Origin of the sequence: Rivularia sp. PCC 7116 (assembly GCF_000316665.1) — a bacterium.
GTDB lineage: Bacteria > Cyanobacteriota > Cyanobacteriia > Cyanobacteriales > Nostocaceae > Rivularia.
Genome location: NC_019678.1, coordinates 8,468,761 through 8,489,873, shown reverse-complemented (window position 1 = coordinate 8,489,873; position 21,113 = coordinate 8,468,761). Strand labels below are relative to the sequence as shown.

Below are 21,113 nucleotides of genomic sequence, written 5' to 3'. Positions count from 1 at the left end.
GGTAAATTCATCGAAACATTAACAATCCGATATAAAGTTCACCTAATCTCTACAATAGAGAAGAAAGAATGATGATATATGTTTCCGGTGGTAGAGAATTATCATGAAAGCTTTTGTAGCAGGGGCAACAGGTGAGACGGGTAGACGGATTGTGCAAGAGTTGATGGCGCGTGAAATTCCGGTTCGTGCATTAGTAAGAGATTTAGATAAAGCTAGGAGTATTTTGCCTGCTGATGTGGACTTAGTGCAAGGTGATGTTTTGCAACCAGAGTCTTTATCTGCTGCTTTAGGAGATAGCACAGTGCTGTTATGTGCAACCGGTGCAGCACCCGGTTTCGATCCCACCGCACCTTATAAGGTAGATTACGAAGGGACAAAAAACTTGGTGGATGCTGCAAAAGCTAAAGGTATAGAACATTTTGCATTTGTTTCTTCTTTATGTACTTCTAAGTTGTTCCATCCACTAAATTTATTCTGGCTGATTTTGGTTTGGAAAAAACAAGCAGAGGAATACATTCAAAAAAGCGGTTTAACCTATACAATAGTACGTCCCGGTGGATTAAAGAATGAAGACAACAGCAATCCCATCGTTATGCAAAGTGCAGATACGTTGTTTGATGGCAGTATTCCCCGTCAAAAGGTAGCCCAAGTTTGTGTCGAATCACTTTTTGAACCAGCTTCGCGAAATAAAATTGTAGAAATTGTTTCTAAAGAAGACGCTGCGGCGAAAAGTTTTGCAGAATTATTTGCAGCAGTAGCTTAATTTGGTAATTGGTAATGGGTAATTGGTAATTGGCATTGGAAATGGGGCATTGGGCGTTGGAAAAGGTTAGAAGTAGCAAGTCAAGATCCTTACCCATACGGTGTACACACATTTCGTAAGATCCCCCTAAATCCCCCTTCTTTAGAGAGACTTTAATTGCAATCCCCCCATTACTCCCTTCCTGGTAGAAGATTTCCTATGACGTAGGTTGGGTTGAAGGTCGTGTTAGCGAAGCGTGTCCGATAGGACATAACCCAACGCTGGTGTTGGGTTTCGTTCCTCAACCCAACCTACAATTTTAGATAATCTAATAAGCGGAGTGGGAGTAAAAGAGAGACTTTAATTGCAATTCCCCCCTTCTCAAGGGGGGTTAGGGGGGATCTAAGCGTTGTGAAACAAATTTGAAAACTTCTGTGTAATTAATTATATTTAACTACTTATCCCCATCTCCCCGCTCTTTCCTTAGTCGCTTAAAAATAATCGTTGCTAGAATTAAACTTGTTCGACAATCCGGTTTAATTAAAATTTTACTTTGCCGGAATAGTTCTATCTATTTTTGTTGTTATCTATTACGTGGCTATTTTAATTAATATTGATGAGTCAAACTCTTAAAGGTTTTCATTTCAAAGGCATTGAAAAAATTATCGGACCTGTAGCCGCCCTTCTTGCCTTTGTCTGTATGTTTCAGTGGTATATTCACGGCAGCCTTGAGCCGAATAGCGATCCGGTATTTCAAAAAAGACAGCCACCTCTAATTATGGAGGGAGGAGACCCTTATATACGGGCTTTGATGAGAACTATTTCCGCAAGTGAAGCTAATAGTAAGCGTCCCTACTCAATTTTGTATGGTGGGGAACACGTTAGCGATTTAAGTCGCCATCCGGAAAAATGCGTCACAATTCCCATTGGACCGAACAAGGGAAATTGTTCTACAGCAGCCGGAAGATATCAGGTTATTAATACTACTTGGTTTAATATTGCCAAACGCTATCATCCAGAACAGCCGATGCCGATGATGTTTTGGGCTACCTACAGTTTTGAACCCCAATATCAAGACCAAGTGGTTCATAGTTGGTTGAATGATTCTAAGGAATGGGGAGTCAACATTCCTCAGTTGTTGCGAGAAGGGAAAATAAATAAAGTTTTAAAGACACTTTCTCCTACTTGGACAAGTTTGGGTTATGGCATAGAAACCAATTCCATAAGTAGTAGTTTACCGAGAATCTACCGGAAGGTTTTGAAAGAAGAATTAAGCGCGGTGAGTCAAGTTAGCGAATAATCTGTTATCAATGAGCTTTGGTGATTATTGTTTATATCGCAATCAGTATTTTCAAATAAAGTCTGCTCGTGTATTGTTACAGTTAAAAAAAATTGCGAATATTTTCGATAAATATGAATGTATTCTCTAAATGAATGTTATGAGCCGCCTTTTTAATGATTTTTAATTTACACAATTGATTAACTGCAAACATTTTTCTATTTATTTCAACAAACTTGCTATCGTTTTCTCCTACTAGCAAAAGTATGGGTTTTTTGTTTTCCTTTAACTTATCCCATAAAGATGGTTGAACTCCCGTACCCATTAACTGCAGGGACTTGGCTAATTTTTTAGGATTATTTTGTAGGCGATTTTCTATCATCTGCTCAAAGTGCGGATGATTTTTGATATTGCCAAAAATCTGCTGATTGTACCAATTATCTAAAAATTTTCTGAAATCATCTTTTTCAACACTTCTGGCTAACTTTCTAGCTATCTGTTCGTCCCGTTTAACTCTTTCTAGTCTTTCTCTATCCGTGATTAAACCGGGGGAAGCAGATTCTAAAATAATTTTATGGAAACGTTGAGGAAATTTTAATGTTAAATATAAAGCTAATCTTCCACCCATAGAATATCCAATTAAAAAACACCGTTCAATTTGTAATTCATTTAATAAATTGATTAATGCATCGGCAATTTTCGGCATTTTATAGCAATCATCATCTAAAATTTTAGTTTTCCCATGCCCCGGAAGGTCGATATTTAAACAATAAAACTCATCTGTTAATAAAGATATCGCTTCATCAAATTCGTGAATATTTCCCATAAAACCGTGTAAAAAAAGAATCAGCGGTTTATCCGATTTACCACTGAAACGATAATGAAATATATATTTATGAAAACTCATTGAAGCTATCTAATTTATTAATAATATAGATACCATTAGAATGACTGATTCAGCTTAATTTTAAATCTTCAATTATTTTTAAGGCAAAAATCTATCTAAAGCTGCTTTTAATTCTTCCATTTCAGCATCGATATTGCCATCTTTTGCCGCTCTAGCAACGCACTCCGTTAGATGTTCGTCTAAAACAATCCGCGCTACCTTATCTATTGCACCTCTAACAGCAGCAATCTGCAACAAAACATCAGGACAAGGAGTATTTTGCTGCACCATCGATTTTATTCCTCTAATATGACCTTCTATCCGCGATAGGCGATTAACTATCTTTCTTAAAGACTCTTCGCTATGAACGTGATCGTGGGTTGAATGCGTATGATTGTGGTTGGGTTCTGAAATTTTAGTATCATTACTGTCACTCAGTATCGGCTCGTTTTGCTTTGATGTTCCATTCATGTGGTGTTGTTGGGGTGGAGGCAGTAATTATAATCCTAACGCAAAGAGCAAACACTCCGATGGGGTATTTGCAATCTCAATCCCTGGTGATATTGGGCTAATTCGCTTTCTCAGGGAAAAAAATACAAGCCTAATTTTTGCTAATATCATTAATAAATTGAATCGCAGCTAAAGTTTGTTTAACGCCCTATCACTAAGCATTAGAGCTTAAATAAACGAAACTTGAAGATGACGGAAAACGTCTAAATTTACGACTATTGAAAGCATAATGTTTTCAGTAGCTTCACGCAAAATTGTCAAGAATAACTAACAATCAGGCTGAAAACGGTCTTGGTAATGAAATTTACAAATTTTCCTAAGTCTATAAGACAACTAAGTACGCATTTATTAGCAATTATTATGGGAGTCTTGCTCGGTGGTAATACTCTTTTAGTGTTACCTTCTCAAGCAGAACCGGCACCGACTGCATTGGTTGACTCATCGCAATTGGTAGCACAGAAGCCTTCAAATGCTGGTGCTGTTATTGGTAGTAGTAGTTTTGTTACGGCAGCGGTGAATAGAGTTGGGATGGCAGTAGTTCGTATCGATACAGAGCGCACTGTGAGCCGTCGTCTTCCCGAACCTTTTACGGAAGACCCATTTTTTCGGAGATTTTTCGGCGATTTACCTAGAAACTTGCCTCCAGAAGAATTACGCGGTTTAGGTTCTGGTTTCATTATCGACAAAAGCGGATTGGTTTTAACCAATGCTCACGTAGTTGATAAAGCTGATAAAGTAACAGTTCGTCTCAAAGATGGTCGTAAGTTTGAAGGTAAAGTCCAAGGTGCGGATGAAGTCACTGATTTAGCAGTTGTGAAGATTAACGCTGGTGGGGATTTACCGGTTGCAACCTTGGGTTCATCCAGCAACGTCCAGGTTGGAGACTGGGCGATCGCCGTGGGAAATCCTTTGGGTTTCGATAATACGGTGACTTTGGGGATTGTCAGTACTTTGAAGCGTCCTAGCTCTCAAGTTGGTATTTCTTCTAAGCGTTTGGAATTTATTCAAACCGATGCAGCCATTAACCCCGGAAATTCTGGCGGTCCTTTATTAAACGATAGAGGCGAAGTTATCGGTATAAATACTGCTATTCGTGCCGATGCGATGGGTATTGGTTTTGCAATTCCTATCGATAAAGCCAAGCAAATCAGTAGCGAATTGCAGCGTAATGGAAGAGTTGCTCATCCATTTATAGGCATAGCAATGGATGATTTAACCCCCGAACAAGCACGACGTATCAACGCTAATCCTAATTCTCCGATTCAATTACCAGAAGTCAAAGGTATCTTGGTAAGAAGAGTTGTAGCTAATTCTCCAGCAGCCAAGGCGGGTATCCGTATAGGAGATGTAATTCTAGCAATCGATGGAAAAACCATTACTAAAGGCGAAGAGTTACTAAATATAGTTGAGAACAGCGGTGTAGGTCAAAATTTGCAGTTAAAAGTCCGAAGAGGCAGTCGCATTCAGCAAATATCATTACGTACTGCTGATATGAAAGATTTTTCTTGATTAATTGGTAATGGGTAATGGGTAATGGGTGATTGGTAAGTTATTTATCTCTTTGCCCCCTATGCCCAATGCCCCATCCCCCATGCCCATCCTCTTCAACTTCTTCGCACAAAGGGCTTCATGTCTTGCAAAATCGCTTCATGGTGGTGTTCTTGTGGATAATGCCCTACATCGTTGATTCTAACTATTTGAGCATCAGGTGCTGAACCTACAAATTTTTCTGCCATTTCTACATTTAACCAAGGGTCAGTTTTTCCCCATTGAACCAAAATCGGTTTTTGCCATTCTTTGAATCCAGATTCAATTTCTTCCATTGCAGCTTTTAACTGCAAATTCCGAATTGTTGCTAATAAACTTCTTCCCGTCGCAGAAGCTTTTAAAAAAGGTTTGCGATAAATATCTAAATCTTTATCTTTAATTACGTAACGGCAGCCGCCTTCTAGGGTTCTGTCAACTAATAAGGGGTCTTGTGTCATCATTTCCCCAGCTAAAGGTAAACCCATTTGTTGAATTTTCCACGGCAATTTAGCTGTAGATGAAATTGGCGTGTTGAGTATAATTAAACTTGCTATTTTATCAGGATTGCGTAAAGCGTATTGCAAGCCGACTGAACCTAAAAAACCTTGAACTACCAAAGAAAAACTTTCAAGTTCTAATGCTTCGACGAAAGCATCTAGAGCTTTGATATATGCTTCGGGAGTATAAGCAAAATCTCTTTTTTCTGGTTTAGCTGAAAATCCGGAACCAATCCAGTCTGGTGCAACAACCTTGTTGCCTTGCTGTGCTAATCCCGGCATGATATTTCGCCAACTGTAACTTTGCGAAACTAAGCCGTGCAGCATTAGGACTGGTTGTAAATCGCTTCTACCTACTGGTTCTGTTTGTCGATAAAACCATTCTAGTGAATCTACTGTTATTTTGTGTTCTGTTATAGACATTAACAAAAAGCCTGATGCAAATATTTTTGTTATTAATTCCCAATCTAGATTGGGAATTACAACGGAAGAAGTTCTAAAAATTAAACTTCTCCCATAATTAGCATATGCTTTTCGATGCTTTTAACAAAATTAGATTACACAGACGTAGGATTATGAGACGTAGCATTGCTACCTCTCTACATTATTAGATTACGCAGCTTTGAAAAATCGAATAATTTCACGCACGTGTTCTAAAAATTGTCCGTCGGTAGAAAGTTGGGCGATCGCCTGCTTTGATTCTCTAGATAAGCGCTCGTGGTCGATTTTGTTGGTTGCTCGCAATTCTTCTATAGTTGCCTTAATAGTTGCTATTTCTTGACGAGTTTCTTTTGCATTAGCTTCTTGCTTTGCTGTTAAGGAGTCAAGATTTTCTGGTTTAAGTTCTTCTTCGATGAGAAACAATTTTTCTTCAACAGTACTGAAACGATGGCGTAACTCTACAATATCTTCGCGAGGATATTTTAGCTCTTTGCCAATAGTTGTTAACCTTGCGTATAAATATTCGTAAGCGCTAATAGCTGGACGCAAACCCGTCAACAATAACGCTGCACCGGAACTAATATAACCAACAGCACTGATACCAGTTGCGGCTAAGGCATAAAGACCGATTGTAGATATTATATGTAGAGAAATCGCAATTATTAAAGAACGTTTGACTAAAACCTTGACGTATTTTAATTGTTTCTCATCTACGGAAATTTCTTTTTGAATAGATTGTTCTGCGTCGAATAAAGTTTCTTTTGCTTTGAAATGAACATTCCAAGGTACGGTAACAATTACCAAAAGCCACCAAAAACTAGCACCACCAATTACCCAATCAAGAAAGTTACCAGCAGGAATATGAAACCATTGCAATACGCTAAATGATACAAGTGTTACTGCTACTATGCTGATAGTGCTGCTGATAAATAAATTTAAATACATCTAAATTCTTAAACCTTAATTACTGAAAGTATTATTTCAATCATGATGGGGTATAAAAATATAGAATTTAAGCCTTGTGATGGTTTGTATATTTACACAAGATTATTTGTATAAAACAGCTAATAAATTAGTAATTTTAGATAACTTATTAATTTTTGTCATGTGATAGTTTAATAACTTGCATATAGTTGATAGCATTTTGCAGAAAACTATTAAATATCTTAACTTCATACTTTAGCTAAAGTATTGCAAAGTATTGATAAAGGTAAATGTAATCACTTCAGAATATTGGACAATTTGGTATGACTAAATAATTGCTGAGGATATATAATAGCCTTCTACCGACTTCTACCTTCATAAATTAAAAAAACGGGAAATATCCCCATTTGTTTTTGGTAAAGCAGATTATTCAAGTATAAAAAACTGGTATGGAAAAGCAGTTCGAGCGATTGGAACGTAACGAAGTTATATCTATAAGTGCTGAAGATTCTGGGAATTTGGAAATTTCTTCGACTTTTAAAGTTTTAGAATTGCTAGAAGTTATACAGAAATATATGAGTTTTAAGATGCCAGAAGCATCCTTGTTTGATGAAGGTATTAACTGTGAAATTTTAAAGTTAGGCGCTAGAGGCTGGAAAAAGGGAAAGGTAAGAATTTGTGTTGAATTTTGTGCCGAGGAACCCGAATATCCTTTAGAAGACCTTGCTGAATTACTGGAATAAATTTGAACTCAAAGGTCGAAGTTCAAAGGTCAAATTTATCATTCATAATTCCTAACTTTGAATTCCTGCTACCATTCATCATCATCGTAAGTAGGTCTTCTTTCAATGTCTCTACTTCTTTTTCGGGAATAAGATTCGCGCTCGCTGTCATCGTAGTATCTTTGAGTATCCCTATTTCTTTTTCGGGGTAATGGTTCTCTTTCGTCTTCATCGTAATACCTGTCTACGTCCCTACTTTTTTCTCTAGGGTAAGGTTGGCGCTCGTCTTCATCGTAATACCTGTCTACGTCCCTACTTTTTTCTCTAGGGTAAGGTTGGCGCTCATCTTCATCGTAATACCTGTCTACGTCCCTACTTCTTTCTCTGGGTAATGGTTCTCCCTCGTCGTCATAATACCTGTCAATTTCTCTACTTCTTTCTCTGGGGTAAGCTTCTCGTTCGTCGTCATAATATCTATCAATTTCTCTACTTCTTTCTTGAGGTGGACGACGGCGACGATTGCGAGGTATTTCCTCTCTATCATCGCGAACGCGGCGACTTACTTGATTAAAGAAATCTTGACGTAAAACAGGATAATCGCTAACCCATAAATTGCGATTGGGAATATATATATCAGTTATTTCTTCGATTCTGCTTAAATCGGGATTGTTGGACATAACCAGCATTTCTGCTACCTGCCCGGATTGAATTATTTTGTGAGAATTTTTTAACGGTGCTTTAAGTAAAGCGGTAAATCCGCTTTCGTCTCCAACTTCCAAGTTAATTCGTTTTTCTCGGTTTTCTACAATTACTAAATCACCTTTATTATTAACTGTTTCTTGTGTGCCAACTAACTCTTCTGTAACCCACCAGTCCAAGACTCTGCCGCGAAAAAAACCAGCGTATTTGTAACGGCGGAGTTTAGCATTTCGCAAGCTAGCCCATAGTACTGGTCCCCATAACCAGTAAAGTGCCCCTACAAGTCCGAAGCAAAATACAACTGGGCCTAAAGGAAGCCGTAAAATTACCTCTATAAGTAAAATTACAGTCGCAATAATTACAGATATTAATAACCGCTGTAATAAATCGGAAAATTTACCCCAATAGTATTTGTACTGCGAACCAGTTGCAATTAGGGGAATCAATTGTTCAAACTTCTCGCGTGTCAATGGGACAAGCATTTTAGATTTTGGATTTTAGATTTTGGATTTTGGATTGTAGGACACTAAGTTGTTAAAGTTTTTCGCTTCATAACAAGTGTCCGAGTTTCTAAACTTAAGATTTCAATTTAAAGAATCTTCTCTAATCCATATACTAACGACTTTAGCTGAAGAATTTTACGAATTGCTAATAAAACCCCCGGCATGTAGCAAGTTCTATCGCTGGTATCGTGTCTTAAAGTATAAATTTGACCGGATGCGCCAAAGATAACTTCTTGATGGGCTATTAATCCTGGCAAGCGAACGCTGTGAATTCTAATTCCTTCATCGGCTTGACTTCCTCGCGCTCCTGCTATGTGTTCCGTTTCATTCACTATAGCTTCGTTGTAGGTTTTACCTAATTCTCCCAGCATTTGAGCGGTTTTTATTGCGGTACCGCTGGGTGCATCTGCTTTTTGGTTGTGATGAAGCTCGATAATTTCAACATGGTCAAAATATTTCGATGCTGTAACTGCTGCTTGCTGAAGTAGTACCATTCCAATAGAAAAATTAGGAATAATTAGGCATCCGGTAGAAGCTTTATCAGCGAAATCTGCTAAATCTTTCAGTTGTTCTGGACTTAACCCAGTAGTTCCAACCACAGGACGCACCCCATAGGCGATCGCACTACGAATGTTGTCGTAAACGCAGTCAGGGTGTGTAAAATCAACTACAACTCCTGGCTGTTTTCCTTGGGAAGCAAAAGCCAGCATCGGTTCCATTTGATTCGTGATCGGAACTTCTAGAGCTTCGCCCAAGCCAGCCAATTCTCCCGCATCTTTGTCTTGATGTTCGGGACTTGTATCAATTGCGCCTACTAAATCCATATCGGGTGCTTCCGATACAGCTTTTATTACTTCTCGACCCATTTTTCCCGCAGCACCATTAACAACAACTGGTATAGGTCCTTGATTAGCCATATTTCTACTTTGAAATCCACAAACGAATTGTAGACCCTGTTTAGTTTTTGGGGAAGAAGGGGTAGAAAATTAATAACTCCTAACTCCTAACTGTTCACTGTTCACTGCTCACTGTTAACTGTTTATGGAACTTGGCTAATATTTTGGCAGTCGATGATTTAAACTTGCGATAAAATTAGTTCTTGTCTTGATTGGTTGTGAGATGTCTCGTTAAACTGTTTTCACTTCCATTTGGACTGTTAAGGTGTAAAAAATATTCGGGGTGAAGTTTTTTTTTAGGTTGAAGGTTATAACTTATTTTTAGCTTATCTTCCTTATTTTCCTTGCCTACCTAATATTCTCTATTAAAAAACGGCTATTTCTATGTCATGTGGTAGATACGGTCAGCAATGTATAAAATTGACTGAGCAGCTATCCATGAACGTGAAAAAATAAAAGCCGTAAAGCTTTGCTAGTTACAACGGTTCTCAGATACATGAACAAAAAATTTTTTCTTACATTACTTTCGAGTCCGGTATTGTTTTCGTCTATGGTGTCAATGGCGGTTTTTACTCAACCAGCTAGCGCTAACGAAACAGTTGATTCTACGCCCAGACAATTTACTTGCGGACGGAAAGCTACTGTAGCTGTCGCAACTCCTAGTGTGGGTTGTACTCGTCTACGGAGAAATTCTACACCTAATGTTAATGGACAAAAAGGTTTACTTCCTAACGAAGTACCTGAATTAGAATTTACTGACGAAGAAAGTGATGCTTCCGTTACTTTGTTTGGCTGTGATTGTCCGGCTTGCTTAAATGCTTTGCGGCAAATACGAGGTTTGCCTCCCATGACATAAATACATATCTTGCAGCAGTTTCCACAAACCCGGTTTATTTCTGATTTCATGAACAGAAACCTTGTTTATGCAGGGCTTGTTGAGAATTATGCAAGATTTTAGTTTCAATAGTCTTTGGTCTTTTGGCAAGAAAATAAAAATAAAGGTCAGAGGTAATATGATTAATTGCTTCTGCCTTTTTTTTTGCAGTCGAAAGTTGCGATTAGCAATTAGTGAGTTGAGAACAGAAAACTTTTAGTCAAAATTTGGCAACTCGTTTTTTGCAATTGGTAATTGAGAACTGTCCTAATTGCTATGAGATAATTTAAACTCAAAGTGATAGGTTTTTATAGTTCTGTGTCAAAAACTTATAATGAACGATACTTTACCACCGGCTCTTGCTAAAATTGTTAAACGCTTTCAACGTGCAACTGAACCTAAACGTCGCTACGAACAGCTAATTTGGTACGGTCAAAAACTTCCTGAATTTCCAGATTCTGAAAAAACTCCTGAGAATAAAGTTCCTGGTTGCGTTTCTCAGGTGTTTGTGACTGCTTCTTTCAATGACAATCAAGTCACTTTTCAAGGCGATTCCGATTCACAATTAACTAAAGGCTTATTGGCACTTCTAATTGAAGGCTTAAATGGCTCAACACCTACCGAGATTGCTCAACTGACTCCTGATTTTATCCAAGAAACCGGCTTGAATGTCAGCTTGACCCCTTCGCGTGCTAATGGTTTCTATAATATTTTTACAACTATGCAGAAAAAGGCATTGCAATCGCAAGAATCTGTTTCAAATTAAGCTATAACCAATTGCAAAATAGGTGATACATTAAGGCTGTTAGTTAGGCTGAAGGCTACATTTTTTAATCAAACCATGTGCTAACTTTAACCTTTAACTTTTGACTTTTTATTTTTGATTACCAGACGGGAATAATGGCAGAATGACGACAGGTTTCTCATCTATCGAAACGAACGCTAGGATGGGCGGAGTGGTAGGACAATTTGTATGGAATAGGGAAGACCAAGATTTTCGTATAGTTTATGAATCTTTAGGTGCAGGTTCCCCTGTATTGCTCTTTCCTGCATTCAGTACCGTTTCCATGCGTTCGGAAATGAGCGGAATTGCTAAAAAAATTTCCGATCAATATAAAGCAGTAGCGGTTGATTTTCCTGGTTTTGGAGATTCCGGTCGCCCTAAAGCCGATTATGGTCCTGCTTTATACAGAGATTTTATCGAAGATTTTGTATTAACTACTTTTGAAAAAAAACCCGTTTCTGTGATTGCGGCAGGTCATAGCGCCCCTTACGTTTTATGGTTAGCAAGCAAATATCCTCAAGTGTTTTCTCGGATAGTTCTTGTAGCACCAACTTGGCGCGGACCTTTAGCTGTTATGGGTGTGAATGGAATAATCAGGAACTTGGTTAAGCAAGTAGTTAGATTACCAATAATTGGTCAAATTCTTTATAAACTGAATACTTTGCCATCGTTTTTAAAGTTCATGTATCGTCGTCACGTTTACGTCGATGCTGAAAAATTAACTCCGAATTTTATCCAAGATAAATGGGAAAGTACCCAGCAGCCTGGAGGAAGATTTGCTCCTGCGGCGTTTGTAACTGGTTGTTTGGATCTTGTCACCAGAAGAAGCGATTTACTGGGATTAGTTAGAAAGATATCGGTACCGGTTATGTTGGTTATCGCGAAATCTTCTCCTAGATCGTCACGGGAAGAAATGGAAGCCATCGCAAATTTACCAGGAGTTGAAAGCCTTGTACTTGAAGGCTCTTTAGGTATGCATGAAGAATATCCAGATATAATTGCTGAGGAAATTTTGCCTTTTTTAGGAGCTACCGTGAATCGTTGACAGCTTAATAAACAAGACTTGATAAGTGTCACAAAACTCGGGTGGTGCGTGAATATAATTCGTAATTCGTAATTCGTAATTCGTAATTCGTAATTAATGCCCCATAAATAAATTTAGGGGCTTCGACAAAACCTAAAATGACATCCACGGATAAATCCGGGGGCTATGTCCTATCGGACACGCTTCGCTAACAAACCATTAATGTTTTCCTGGTGACACTACAAGCCTTATTATTACCTTCGTGCATTAGTTAAAATGTCACAGCACCCTACAAATTAGGAACTGAGCCTAACGAGTCTAAGAGTCTAATAAATAAAGAAAAAAATAAAATAAATTTTTGAATTTGTACTGATGTCGCTTGCTGATAAACGACTATTAATTTATAAAACAAAAAAATGAGAGCATTGCTTGTTGATTTGACAATGCTAATCTCTACACAACTTGGTTATATAGCTAACAAATTTTATACATCGTTGGAAGCAACATCGATTTTTTTTGTATATTATTTGTGTCTGTCAAACATTCATTAAATAAGCATTACTAGAATAATATGGTTAATACAGCAACAAAGGTAGTACCTGTAACAGTTTTGACTGGATATTTGGGAGCAGGAAAAACAACTTTATTAAATCGTATTCTTACTCATGAGCATGGTAAGAAGGTAGCGGTAATAGTTAATGAGTTTGGGGAAGTTGGCATTGATAATCAGTTGGTTATTGATACTGATGAAGAAATTTTTGAGATGAACAACGGCTGTATTTGCTGTACGGTTCGCGGTGACTTGATGCGGATTATCGGTAATTTAATGAAGCGTCGCGATAAATTTGACCATTTAGTTATTGAAACTACGGGTTTAGCCGATCCAGCACCGGTGATTCAGACGTTTTTCGTTGATGAAGATATGCGCGAGCAATTATTACTTGATGCTGTGGTGACTGTAGTTGATGCCAAGCATATTTGGCAACATTGGGATGCTGATGAAGCCCAAGAACAAATCGCCTTCGCTGACGTAATTTTGATTAACAAAACAGATTTGGTTTCCCCAGAGCAATTGGAAGAATTAGAAAACAGGATTCGGGGAATGAACGCGATCGCCAAAATTCATCGAACCCAAGATGCGAAGTTGGAAATGGATGCATTACTTGGTGTAAAAGCGTTTGACTTGAATCGAGCTTTGGAAATTGACCCCGAATTTTTGGGTGAAGACGCTCACGAACACGATGAAAGCGTTTATTCTATTGCTTTGGTAGAAGAAGGCGAACTTGATGGTGATAAGTTGGATAAGTGGTTGAGTAATTTATTACAAACCCAAGGTCCCGATATCTTCCGTACCAAAGGAATTTTGAGCATTGCTGGAGAAGAAAACCGCTTTGTATTCCAAGGTGTACATATGTTGTTAGATGGTAGACCAGATCGACCTTGGAAGGAAAGCGAAACTCGTAAGAATGAACTCGTTTTTATCGGACGTAATCTTGATGAAGCGAAGTTGAGAGAAGAATTTAAAGCTTGTGTTGCGTAGATTTGGAATTAGGCATGGGAGGATGGGGAGATAAGGAGACAAGGGGAGAAGGAGAAGTTTAAAATACTAGTTCTTAATTCCTCACTCCTAACTCCTAACATTTGACCTGTTACCTTTAAGCTTTAACCTTTTCACCATGAGTCAATCTACCGTCAACTCGCAGGAATTTTCCCTTATCTCATCGCAAACTCTTTCGGATTACGTTACCGCGATTACTTTCTCGCCGGAAGGTGAAGTTTTAGCCGCAACTTCTGCTGCTGGAGAAGTTGTACTTTGGCAAAATAATAATTTAACAACTTTACAATCTGGCAATGGTGAGTCTGTTGATTGCGTCGCTTTCTCCCACGATGGTAAATTCTTAGCTGCTGCCGGACAAAATGGACAAGTAAAAATCTGGCAGGGAAATGAGTTAATTACAACTTTAGAAAATTCTGCTTGGGTTGATAAACTCGCTTGGAGTCCTAAATGCAATCATTTGGCTTTCAGTTTGGGACGTAAGGTACAAGTTTGGGATGCTGATTCAAAAAAATTGGTTGTCAATTTAGATTTTGATAATTCTTCTGCTCTGGGTATTGATTGGCGAAATGATGGAAAATATCTTGCCATTGGCGGACATCGCGGAGTCAAAGTTTGGAATACTCAAAGCTGGAATGACGAACCATATATTTTAGATATTCCTTCCACGAGTTTAGCAATGGCTTGGTCTGCTGACGGAAAGTATCTTGCTTCCGGTAACATGGACAAAACTATTGCTGTTGTAGAAAGTGAATTATTATTTTCTGATGATGACCCCCAAGCATGGATTATGCATGGTTTTCCCGGTAAAATACGTCAAGTTGCATGGTCAGAAATAAATTCCGATACTGGTGCGCCTTTACTTGCTTGCTCTAGCATGGATGGAATAGTGTTGTGGGAAAAGCAAGGGGGTGAAGATTCCGATTGGGAAGGGGCTGTTTTAACAAATCATGCTGGTATCATTCAAGCTATCGATTTTGCTCCTGAAAGCTTTTTACTTGCTTCTGCTGGTGACGATGGTTGGTTATGTTTGTGGCAAGATGCTCAAGAAGTTTCCCAAATTATTACAGGTGTTGCCGATGGTTTTACCTGCATGGATTGGCATCCTCAAGCAAATAAAATTGCCGCAGGGGGAGAAAATGGCGAGTTGTTAATTTTGGGAAAGCAGTATTAAACAGCAAAAAAGTAACAGGATAATAGTTAAAATTATTTTCTAAGAATATTGTAATTAATTACCTGGGATGAATATTTCGGAAGATTTGCCATCCCTACTAGGTAATATTTTCGGTGGTGTTTGTTTCGTCACAGCCCTTAATTATGGACAAATTGCACCTGAAAACAATCATGAAAGACATTCCCGGAACCAGTAATTATGTTTTGCCATCTAACATTTTAACGCCTGTTAACTTGATAATTCTCAAGATATGATAGGTTTAAGCGGACAATGTAAACTAAATAAACTATAAATTATGATAATCGCGAAACTTGTTTTACTAGCTTCACCTTTAGTTATTGCTTCAATGTTGTTCTTCGTAAATCCCGCAGCGGCATCCCCCATTGATACAGCATCGGCAGAAACACATGTTAATTCAAGCTCAGCAGAATCGGTTCATGGCTTAGCGACTTTGAATCAGGCAGATCAATCTAATCCTATTAGAGACTATCTTGGCTGTAATTGTGCTTATTGCGTTGGAGCTGAATCACCTTTGCAAGGTAAATTACCATTTTCGGGTCTTTTGTAAAATTAAATACAACTTTTAAATAAATCATAAACCCGGTTCTTTTTAGAAAACCGGGTTTTTTAATCTTTATCGATTTTTCCGATAAATCAAAATTTCTATATATTATATTTACCTATTATTGCTATCAATAATAATCATCTTTAATTCTTGTTTAAAATTGGATAAATCTAACTAAATAAGACATGCAGTCATATATTAAAAAAGATAATTAATACACTTTATGCGATTATTTACAACCAACTAAAATAAATTTTATTACCAAAAATAATTACAATTTTTGTTGCAATATTACTTTTAATTAAGGTAGCGATAAATACCTTGTCGAGAATGATTATGATTGTTTGCGGCAATCATTTGTAAATTATTTGACTCAAGAGAGAAAAGCAAAATGACACCACAAGCTACTGCAAATCTTATTGAGCAAGATTTTGTCGTTAATTCCAAGAAATCATTATCTGTAGTAATCGAAGGGGAACAAGCTACACCTGTTAATCAACTTCCCCAATCGTGGCAAGATATTTTTACAGGTAAGTCAAACACCAAGCTTTCTAACACCGAAGATTATGTGAAAATGGCACAGCTATTTCTTCACAAGATGTCTAAAGGTGATGTTGATTTATTCAATCAATCTGATAACTTACAGCACTTAAAACCTGCTTTTTGTGAAATTTTTGGTACTTTGGCTTGGGAAGCTCTTGATTTTTACGGCAAAGATTTCGATGTCGATAGATATCCCGATTTTGAGCTAATCGAAAAAGAACTTTCCCCAGAGGAAGACGAGTATAACGAGCGCAAGCAAATTGTCGAAATCGGCAAAGCTTTATTTGCAGAATTCGGTTACGATTTACCAGCTTCTTTTTATCACGTACATTTGGCTCCCGTTTATAGAGAAGAAGTTTCGGAAATTCGTCCGCTCAGATTCTCTGAGGAAGACAAGTTAAATGCACGGGCTTGGGATGCTTCTTTACACGGGCAAAAGGTATTTCCCATTCAGTTGATGGTGCAAAGTATCTCTTCCAAGCATGGGTTTTTCCAAGAGCATGGTTGTGGTTGTAACCATGCAATGACTAGAGTTGGCTCAACCGATACTTCTTTTGATTATCAAATTCGTCCAGAAATGCGTAATACCTGGATTCGCGATTTTATCTGGACTGTATGGTATGAGTATGCTTTCTTTAAATTTACCCCTGTAACTCGTTTTTTGGTTGATTAAACCTAACATATTTGATTATGTTGTAGTTCCCAGGTTTAGCCTGGGAGCTAATGTCTATAGATTACGCTTCTAAATTATTGGCGCAAAATGTAACCTTAACCAAGATTATCTGAAATTTAATCGGACTTTAAGCAATCATAAAAGTTAAAGATGGCACTATTATTACTGCTATCTAAGTATTTTTTTGTATAAAAATAAAAAATTTCTCTTTCTCCGGCTTCAACCCATCCATTAATAGAATGAGATGTTATGATTTGTTGGGAATTCTTTTTAAGATGGCAGGAGCAATATTATGAGCAATTCATCGCCACCAAGTTATCCAAGCAACTCAAAAATGTTGCAGAACCTTTTTTCGGAAGCTTTTAAAACAGCAAAACAGGGATTGTGTGGGGATAGAGTTCTTGCTCACAACAGTAAAGTCGAAGAAAGATTAGAAATTTGTTCTAATTGTGAAAAGTATAATGCAGAAGCTAAGCGCTGTACTTTATGTGGATGTTTCATGTTGGTAAAGGCAAATATTGAAACTTCCGAATGTCCGGATGGTAAATGGTAAGTTGCTGTTATAAAGAATATTTATAGTAAATTATATGGTTGTTAAACCTCTCGTTTATCATCCCAATTCTTTGCTTAGAGAAGTATCAAGTAAAATTGATGTTTTTGATTCAGGCTTGCAAGTTTTGGTTGAAGATTTGATTGATACTATGCTTGCAGAGGATTCTATGGGATTAGCTGCGCCTCAAATTGGAGAATTGAAGCGGGTATTTGTTTTAAATAAGAAACGTATTGCAGGAAATAAAAGCAAAAATTATCAACCTGAAGATATATTGTGTATCGTGAATCCCGAAATAGAGCATCAAGAAAATCTTATTGACTCCAGCGAAGGATGCTTAAGTTTTCCAGGAAGACGAGAAACAGTTAAACGCTTTAATAATATCAGATTAAAGGCTGTAAATCGAGAAAATCATCCTTTTACTCTTGATGGTGATGGAATGCTGTCGATTCTTGTTCAACATGAAATCGACCATTTGAATGGAATTCTTTTTATTGATAGGTAATTGGTAATTGGTAATTGGTAATTGGTAATTGGTAATTGGGCATGGGAAATTGACGATAACTGTTCACTGTTCACTGTTCACTGGTAATTGAAGAAATAGAACTATCTATCTTAATTTCTACCCGATTAATTGCGCTTCTTTGTTAAAAAACTGATGAGAAAGAGCTTTAGTAAGCACAATTGTTGTTAATAGGTTGCTGAGTGCTACCATAAACATCAGTAAAATTTGGTATGATGCGGCTTCTGCTGCAACTTGAAATGGTTGTTTGTCGTAATCAACCCCACTAATTATTAATCCACTCATGAATCCGGGTATTGTTACCATTCCGATTATCATCATTTGATTGATAGTAGGAATCAAACCAGCACGGATTGAATCTTTTTTATACTGCTTGATAGCTTGTTGCGGAGTTGCTCCCAAGCTCAAATGAGTTTCGATTTCAGTATGGCTGGCATTGATTGTACTGACAAAACGCTCTCCTGCGATCGCGGCTGCATTCATGGCATTACCCAATACAACTCCAGCTAGGGGAATCACGTACTGCGGTTGGAACCATCTATCGGGTTGGATTATCAAAAAAGTTGCGTAGATTAAGGTAAATGCAGTACTCAAGAACATGGAACCCCACACCAAAGGCAAAATTCTCGGCATTTTTTGAGTAATGCGATTTTTGGCGACAACTGCCGCAAGAGTCAGCATTACTGCTAAAATCGCCAAAACAGCCCATAAATTATTTAAAGCAAGAACGAAGTCTAAAATGTATCCCAAAACTAGCAACTGGAGTATAGTTCTGACGGTGGCAAAAGCTAAATTTAGTTCCAGCCCGATTTTTTGCCAAATAGATAAACCAATTGCTATAGCCATTAATCCTATTGCAATAGCCAAGTCTAAAAAATCTAGTTCTATCAATTCTGACATTGAAATTAATTATTGAAATTACTTCTATTTTGTCACTATCAATTAATATCGATTCACTACATCGGGTTTGATTTTAAGTACTTATTCTTCAAAATATTACATTTCTTTTCCGATGCAGTTAGCAAACCGATGTATCAATATACGAAATCAAACATTTTAGAACATCATATAACTAAGATGTTATATTGCCGATAATTAAGTGAAACTCTTGGTGATGGGGTATTATGGGCGACAGTATAAAACACTAAGTATGATTCAAAATTTAACAAGTCATTCAGCACTATCATCGATATTTATATAACAAAACTCATGATCCAAAGTGTAGATTCTATTCCAGCTTTTGATAACAAACAGCAATATTCTACAATCGCAGCAGAAGTTAGCGAGGCAGTTTTAAATGTTCTATCTTCAGGGCGTTATATTGGTGGTCCTTTAGTTGAAGAATTAGAACAAAATCTAGCGGCTCATACGAATGTCAGCGAATGTGTAGCCTGTAATTCTGGTACGGATGCTCTTTATTTAGCTTTAAGAGCTTACAATATCGGTGCGGGTGATGAGGTCATTACTACACCTTTCACCTTTGTGGCAACTTGTGAAACTATTAGTGCAGTAGGTGCAAAGCCTGTATTCGTGGATATTGATGCAGCTACTTTCAATTTGGATTTACAGCAAGTAGCAGCAGCGATAACACCATCAACTAAAGCTATTATTCCGGTTCATTTGTTCGGACAACCGGTGGATATGACATCCTTAATGGCAATAGCTAAAGCCAACAACTTGTTAGTAATAGAAGATTGCGCTCAGTCAACCGGAGCAATGTGGGATAAGCAAAAAGTAGGAAGTATCGGAGATATCGGTTGCTTCAGCTTTTATCCGACAAAAAATTTAGGCGGATGCGGTGATGGTGGTGCAATTACCATCAATAATGCAGAAATAGCTCAAAAATTGCGAGTCTTAAAAGACCACGGTCAAAAAAGCAAATACCACTACGAAGAAATTGGTGTAAATAGCAGATTAGATTCTATTCAAGCAGCTATTTTGCTAATTAAATTGCGTTATTTAGATGTTTGGAACCAACAAAGACAGAAAATAGCTGCTCGCTACCACGAACTACTTAGTAAAGTTCCGGGTATCGTAACTCCTGAAGAATTGTCTGGAGGTACCGGAGTCTGGAATCAGTACACCATCCGGGTTAAGAATGGTAGAAGAGATTTATTACACCATCGGCTAAAAGAAAAAGGTGTAAATACAGCAATTTACTATCCTCGTCCTTTACATTTACAGCCAGTTTATCAAAGTCTGGGTTATCAACCGGGACAATTACCGGTAGCAGAACAAGCTTGCAACGAAGTTTTATCTTTACCAATGTTCCCAGAATTATCTGAAGAACAGCAAGATCGGGTAGTTTATAGCATCAAGAAAGTCATGGGTTAAACAATTTAGAGACGTAGTAATGCTACGTCTCTACAGATTAAGTGGGTAAATACAAATATTTACCGTCATTGCGAGTGAATGCTACGTTTCACTCCATTCAACTCGCAATGACATTGTGTAATCAATTATGTTGAACTACTTATCTAGCTCAAAACCTTCTTTTCTGTCTGAATCGCTTCAACTAAACTACGTACAGCAGCAATCATGGCAACTTCACTCGACAGCTGGTTGATTGCCGAACCCACTCCAACACCAGCAGCACCAGCAGCAATTGCTAAGGGTGCGGTAACGCTAGAAATACCCGAAGCGCAGAGTACGGGAACCGAAACAGCGCGAGAAATTTCGTAAGCTGCCGCTAATGTCGGAGATGCTTTTTCAATTAATCCTAAAGTACCTGCATTTTGAGGTTTGCTGCTGGTACCACCTTCTGTTTGAATAATATCCGCACCTGCTTTTACTAATTCTTCGGCTAACTGTACCTGTCGATCTAATGTCAGAATATGGGGAACGGTAACGGAAAGGGTAATTCTAGGAAGTAATGCGCGGGTTTGCTTTGTTAATGCTAAAACTTCGGAGGCTTCAAATCTAATTCCTTGAGCGTAGAAAGAATCGAAATTACCAATTTCGATTAAGTCAGCACCAGATGCAACTGCTTTGAGAAATTTTTCGGGTTCTACAGCCGATACACATATTGGCAGATCGGTTAATTTTTTTGCCATTTTTACCAGTTCAGCATCAGCTGCGATATCAAGAAAAGTTGCACCACCTTGGTGTGCAGCTTTCACGGTTGCAGCAACTCGGTTAGTATCAAAGTTATTCAAGCCGCTGATGACTTTAAGTACGCGACGATTGGTAAATGCACGTTCTAGTGTAGAATTCATAATCATA

21 protein-coding genes and 1 pseudogene are annotated in these 21,113 nt (G+C 37.9%); 14 read left to right on the top strand and 8 right to left on the bottom strand.

The window, feature by feature from the left end; genetic code table 11:
- The first annotated feature begins 103 nt into the window (after positions 1-103).
- Both RIV7116_RS32555 and RIV7116_RS32550 read left to right on the top strand, forming a co-directional pair.
- Positions 104-763 carry an NAD(P)H-binding protein gene (locus tag RIV7116_RS32555; RefSeq protein WP_015122608.1) on the top strand — a complete coding sequence of 220 codons (660 nt, stop codon included), beginning with the start codon at positions 104-106 and terminating at the stop codon, positions 761-763.
- A 595-nt stretch (positions 764-1,358) separates the two neighbouring features.
- Complete coding sequence (locus tag RIV7116_RS32550) at positions 1,359-2,042, top strand: glycoside hydrolase family protein (RefSeq protein WP_015122607.1); 684 nt, start codon at positions 1,359-1,361, stop codon at positions 2,040-2,042.
- An 82-nt stretch (positions 2,043-2,124) separates the two neighbouring features.
- Here the strand turns inward: RIV7116_RS32550 and menH are convergent, their stop codons facing one another.
- Positions 2,125-2,928 (bottom strand): 2-succinyl-6-hydroxy-2,4-cyclohexadiene-1-carboxylate synthase, encoded by an 804-nt coding sequence (menH, locus tag RIV7116_RS32545; RefSeq protein WP_015122606.1) that lies wholly within the window; start codon positions 2,926-2,928, stop codon positions 2,125-2,127.
- Between the two features lie 78 nt (positions 2,929-3,006).
- Entirely contained in the window at positions 3,007-3,378 is a 372-nt protein-coding gene (locus tag RIV7116_RS32540) for a metal-sensitive transcriptional regulator (protein WP_015122605.1), read from the bottom strand.
- A 336-nt stretch (positions 3,379-3,714) separates the two neighbouring features.
- On the opposite strand from RIV7116_RS32540, the gene RIV7116_RS32535 reads away from it, so the two are divergent.
- Entirely contained in the window at positions 3,715-4,926 is a 1,212-nt protein-coding gene (locus RIV7116_RS32535) for an HhoA/HhoB/HtrA family serine endopeptidase (RefSeq protein WP_015122604.1), read from the top strand.
- Between the two features lie 95 nt (positions 4,927-5,021).
- Here the strand turns inward: RIV7116_RS32535 and RIV7116_RS32530 are convergent, their stop codons facing one another.
- Positions 5,022-5,864 (bottom strand): alpha/beta fold hydrolase, encoded by an 843-nt coding sequence (locus RIV7116_RS32530; RefSeq protein ID WP_015122603.1) that lies wholly within the window; start codon positions 5,862-5,864, stop codon positions 5,022-5,024.
- 189 nt (positions 5,865-6,053) lie between these two features.
- A complete protein-coding gene (locus RIV7116_RS32525; RefSeq protein ID WP_015122602.1) occupies positions 6,054-6,827 on the bottom strand; it encodes a hypothetical protein in 774 nt (257 codons plus the stop codon).
- Between the two features lie 428 nt (positions 6,828-7,255).
- Here RIV7116_RS32525 and RIV7116_RS32520 point away from each other — a divergent pair, with 428 nt between their 5' ends.
- Positions 7,256-7,549: a KGK domain-containing protein gene (locus RIV7116_RS32520; RefSeq protein WP_015122601.1), complete on the top strand. Its 294-nt coding sequence runs from the start codon at positions 7,256-7,258 to the stop codon at positions 7,547-7,549.
- Positions 7,550-7,998: 449 nt separating this feature from the next.
- Here RIV7116_RS32520 and RIV7116_RS32515 read toward each other — a convergent pair.
- Positions 7,999-8,709: pseudogene (locus tag RIV7116_RS32515) on the bottom strand (phosphate ABC transporter permease); the annotation flags it as partial.
- A 107-nt stretch (positions 8,710-8,816) separates the two neighbouring features.
- Complete coding sequence (gene dapB, locus RIV7116_RS32510; RefSeq protein WP_015122599.1) at positions 8,817-9,647, bottom strand: 4-hydroxy-tetrahydrodipicolinate reductase; 831 nt, start codon at positions 9,645-9,647, stop codon at positions 8,817-8,819.
- A 475-nt stretch (positions 9,648-10,122) separates the two neighbouring features.
- On the opposite strand from dapB, the gene RIV7116_RS32505 reads away from it, so the two are divergent.
- From RIV7116_RS32505 to def, 9 genes are all read left to right on the top strand, one after another.
- Positions 10,123-10,482 carry a hypothetical protein gene (locus tag RIV7116_RS32505; RefSeq protein ID WP_015122598.1) on the top strand — a complete coding sequence of 120 codons (360 nt, stop codon included), beginning with the start codon at positions 10,123-10,125 and terminating at the stop codon, positions 10,480-10,482.
- Between the two features lie 352 nt (positions 10,483-10,834).
- Positions 10,835-11,266 carry a SufE family protein gene (locus tag RIV7116_RS32500; protein ID WP_015122597.1) on the top strand — a complete coding sequence of 144 codons (432 nt, stop codon included), beginning with the start codon at positions 10,835-10,837 and terminating at the stop codon, positions 11,264-11,266.
- 142 nt (positions 11,267-11,408) lie between these two features.
- Positions 11,409-12,329 (top strand): alpha/beta fold hydrolase, encoded by a 921-nt coding sequence (locus RIV7116_RS32495; RefSeq protein ID WP_015122596.1) that lies wholly within the window; start codon positions 11,409-11,411, stop codon positions 12,327-12,329.
- Between the two features lie 550 nt (positions 12,330-12,879).
- Positions 12,880-13,848, top strand: coding sequence for a GTP-binding protein (locus RIV7116_RS32490; protein ID WP_015122595.1), 969 nt, complete (start codon positions 12,880-12,882; stop codon positions 13,846-13,848).
- Positions 13,849-13,984: 136 nt separating this feature from the next.
- Positions 13,985-15,037 carry a WD40 repeat domain-containing protein gene (locus tag RIV7116_RS32485; RefSeq protein ID WP_015122594.1) on the top strand — a complete coding sequence of 351 codons (1,053 nt, stop codon included), beginning with the start codon at positions 13,985-13,987 and terminating at the stop codon, positions 15,035-15,037.
- Positions 15,038-15,332: 295 nt separating this feature from the next.
- Entirely contained in the window at positions 15,333-15,605 is a 273-nt protein-coding gene (locus RIV7116_RS32480) for a hypothetical protein (protein ID WP_015122593.1), read from the top strand.
- A 388-nt stretch (positions 15,606-15,993) separates the two neighbouring features.
- Positions 15,994-16,818, top strand: a complete 825-nt coding sequence (locus tag RIV7116_RS32475) for a hypothetical protein (RefSeq protein ID WP_015122592.1) — start codon at positions 15,994-15,996, stop codon at positions 16,816-16,818.
- Between the two features lie 292 nt (positions 16,819-17,110).
- Positions 17,111-17,371, top strand: coding sequence for a DUF6171 family protein (locus tag RIV7116_RS32470; protein WP_015122591.1), 261 nt, complete (start codon positions 17,111-17,113; stop codon positions 17,369-17,371).
- Between the two features lie 34 nt (positions 17,372-17,405).
- Entirely contained in the window at positions 17,406-17,873 is a 468-nt protein-coding gene (gene def / locus RIV7116_RS32465; protein ID WP_015122590.1) for a peptide deformylase, read from the top strand.
- A gap of 117 nt (positions 17,874-17,990) precedes the next feature.
- Here the strand turns inward: def and fetB are convergent, their stop codons facing one another.
- Positions 17,991-18,791: an iron export ABC transporter permease subunit FetB gene (gene fetB / locus RIV7116_RS32460; protein WP_015122589.1), complete on the bottom strand. Its 801-nt coding sequence runs from the start codon at positions 18,789-18,791 to the stop codon at positions 17,991-17,993.
- 309 nt (positions 18,792-19,100) lie between these two features.
- Here fetB and RIV7116_RS32455 point away from each other — a divergent pair, with 309 nt between their 5' ends.
- Positions 19,101-20,225, top strand: coding sequence for a DegT/DnrJ/EryC1/StrS aminotransferase family protein (locus RIV7116_RS32455; RefSeq protein WP_015122588.1), 1,125 nt, complete (start codon positions 19,101-19,103; stop codon positions 20,223-20,225).
- A 143-nt stretch (positions 20,226-20,368) separates the two neighbouring features.
- On the opposite strand, the gene RIV7116_RS32450 is transcribed toward RIV7116_RS32455, so the two are convergent.
- Complete coding sequence (locus tag RIV7116_RS32450; protein ID WP_015122587.1) at positions 20,369-21,112, bottom strand: DUF561 domain-containing protein; 744 nt, start codon at positions 21,110-21,112, stop codon at positions 20,369-20,371.
- Position 21,113: the final 1 nt, after the last annotated feature.

Coding starts and splice junctions, on each gene's coding strand:
- RIV7116_RS32555 (WP_015122608.1), top strand. CDS start 104: ATGAAAGCTTTTGTAGCAGGGGCAACAGGTGAGACGGGTAGACGGATT.
- RIV7116_RS32550 (WP_015122607.1), top strand. CDS start 1,359: ATGAGTCAAACTCTTAAAGGTTTTCATTTCAAAGGCATTGAAAAAATT.
- menH (WP_015122606.1), bottom strand. CDS start 2,928: ATGAGTTTTCATAAATATATATTTCATTATCGTTTCAGTGGTAAATCG.
- RIV7116_RS32540 (WP_015122605.1), bottom strand. CDS start 3,378: ATGAATGGAACATCAAAGCAAAACGAGCCGATACTGAGTGACAGTAAT.
- RIV7116_RS32535 (WP_015122604.1), top strand. CDS start 3,715: ATGAAATTTACAAATTTTCCTAAGTCTATAAGACAACTAAGTACGCAT.
- RIV7116_RS32530 (WP_015122603.1), bottom strand. CDS start 5,864: ATGTCTATAACAGAACACAAAATAACAGTAGATTCACTAGAATGGTTT.
- RIV7116_RS32525 (WP_015122602.1), bottom strand. CDS start 6,827: ATGTATTTAAATTTATTTATCAGCAGCACTATCAGCATAGTAGCAGTA.
- RIV7116_RS32520 (WP_015122601.1), top strand. CDS start 7,256: ATGGAAAAGCAGTTCGAGCGATTGGAACGTAACGAAGTTATATCTATA.
- dapB (WP_015122599.1), bottom strand. CDS start 9,647: ATGGCTAATCAAGGACCTATACCAGTTGTTGTTAATGGTGCTGCGGGA.
- RIV7116_RS32505 (WP_015122598.1), top strand. CDS start 10,123: ATGAACAAAAAATTTTTTCTTACATTACTTTCGAGTCCGGTATTGTTT.
- RIV7116_RS32500 (WP_015122597.1), top strand. CDS start 10,835: ATGAACGATACTTTACCACCGGCTCTTGCTAAAATTGTTAAACGCTTT.
- RIV7116_RS32495 (WP_015122596.1), top strand. CDS start 11,409: ATGACGACAGGTTTCTCATCTATCGAAACGAACGCTAGGATGGGCGGA.
- RIV7116_RS32490 (WP_015122595.1), top strand. CDS start 12,880: ATGGTTAATACAGCAACAAAGGTAGTACCTGTAACAGTTTTGACTGGA.
- RIV7116_RS32485 (WP_015122594.1), top strand. CDS start 13,985: ATGAGTCAATCTACCGTCAACTCGCAGGAATTTTCCCTTATCTCATCG.
- RIV7116_RS32480 (WP_015122593.1), top strand. CDS start 15,333: ATGATAATCGCGAAACTTGTTTTACTAGCTTCACCTTTAGTTATTGCT.
- RIV7116_RS32475 (WP_015122592.1), top strand. CDS start 15,994: ATGACACCACAAGCTACTGCAAATCTTATTGAGCAAGATTTTGTCGTT.
- RIV7116_RS32470 (WP_015122591.1), top strand. CDS start 17,111: ATGAGCAATTCATCGCCACCAAGTTATCCAAGCAACTCAAAAATGTTG.
- def (WP_015122590.1), top strand. CDS start 17,406: ATGGTTGTTAAACCTCTCGTTTATCATCCCAATTCTTTGCTTAGAGAA.
- fetB (WP_015122589.1), bottom strand. CDS start 18,791: ATGTCAGAATTGATAGAACTAGATTTTTTAGACTTGGCTATTGCAATA.
- RIV7116_RS32455 (WP_015122588.1), top strand. CDS start 19,101: ATGATCCAAAGTGTAGATTCTATTCCAGCTTTTGATAACAAACAGCAA.
- RIV7116_RS32450 (WP_015122587.1), bottom strand. CDS start 21,112: ATGATTATGAATTCTACACTAGAACGTGCATTTACCAATCGTCGCGTA.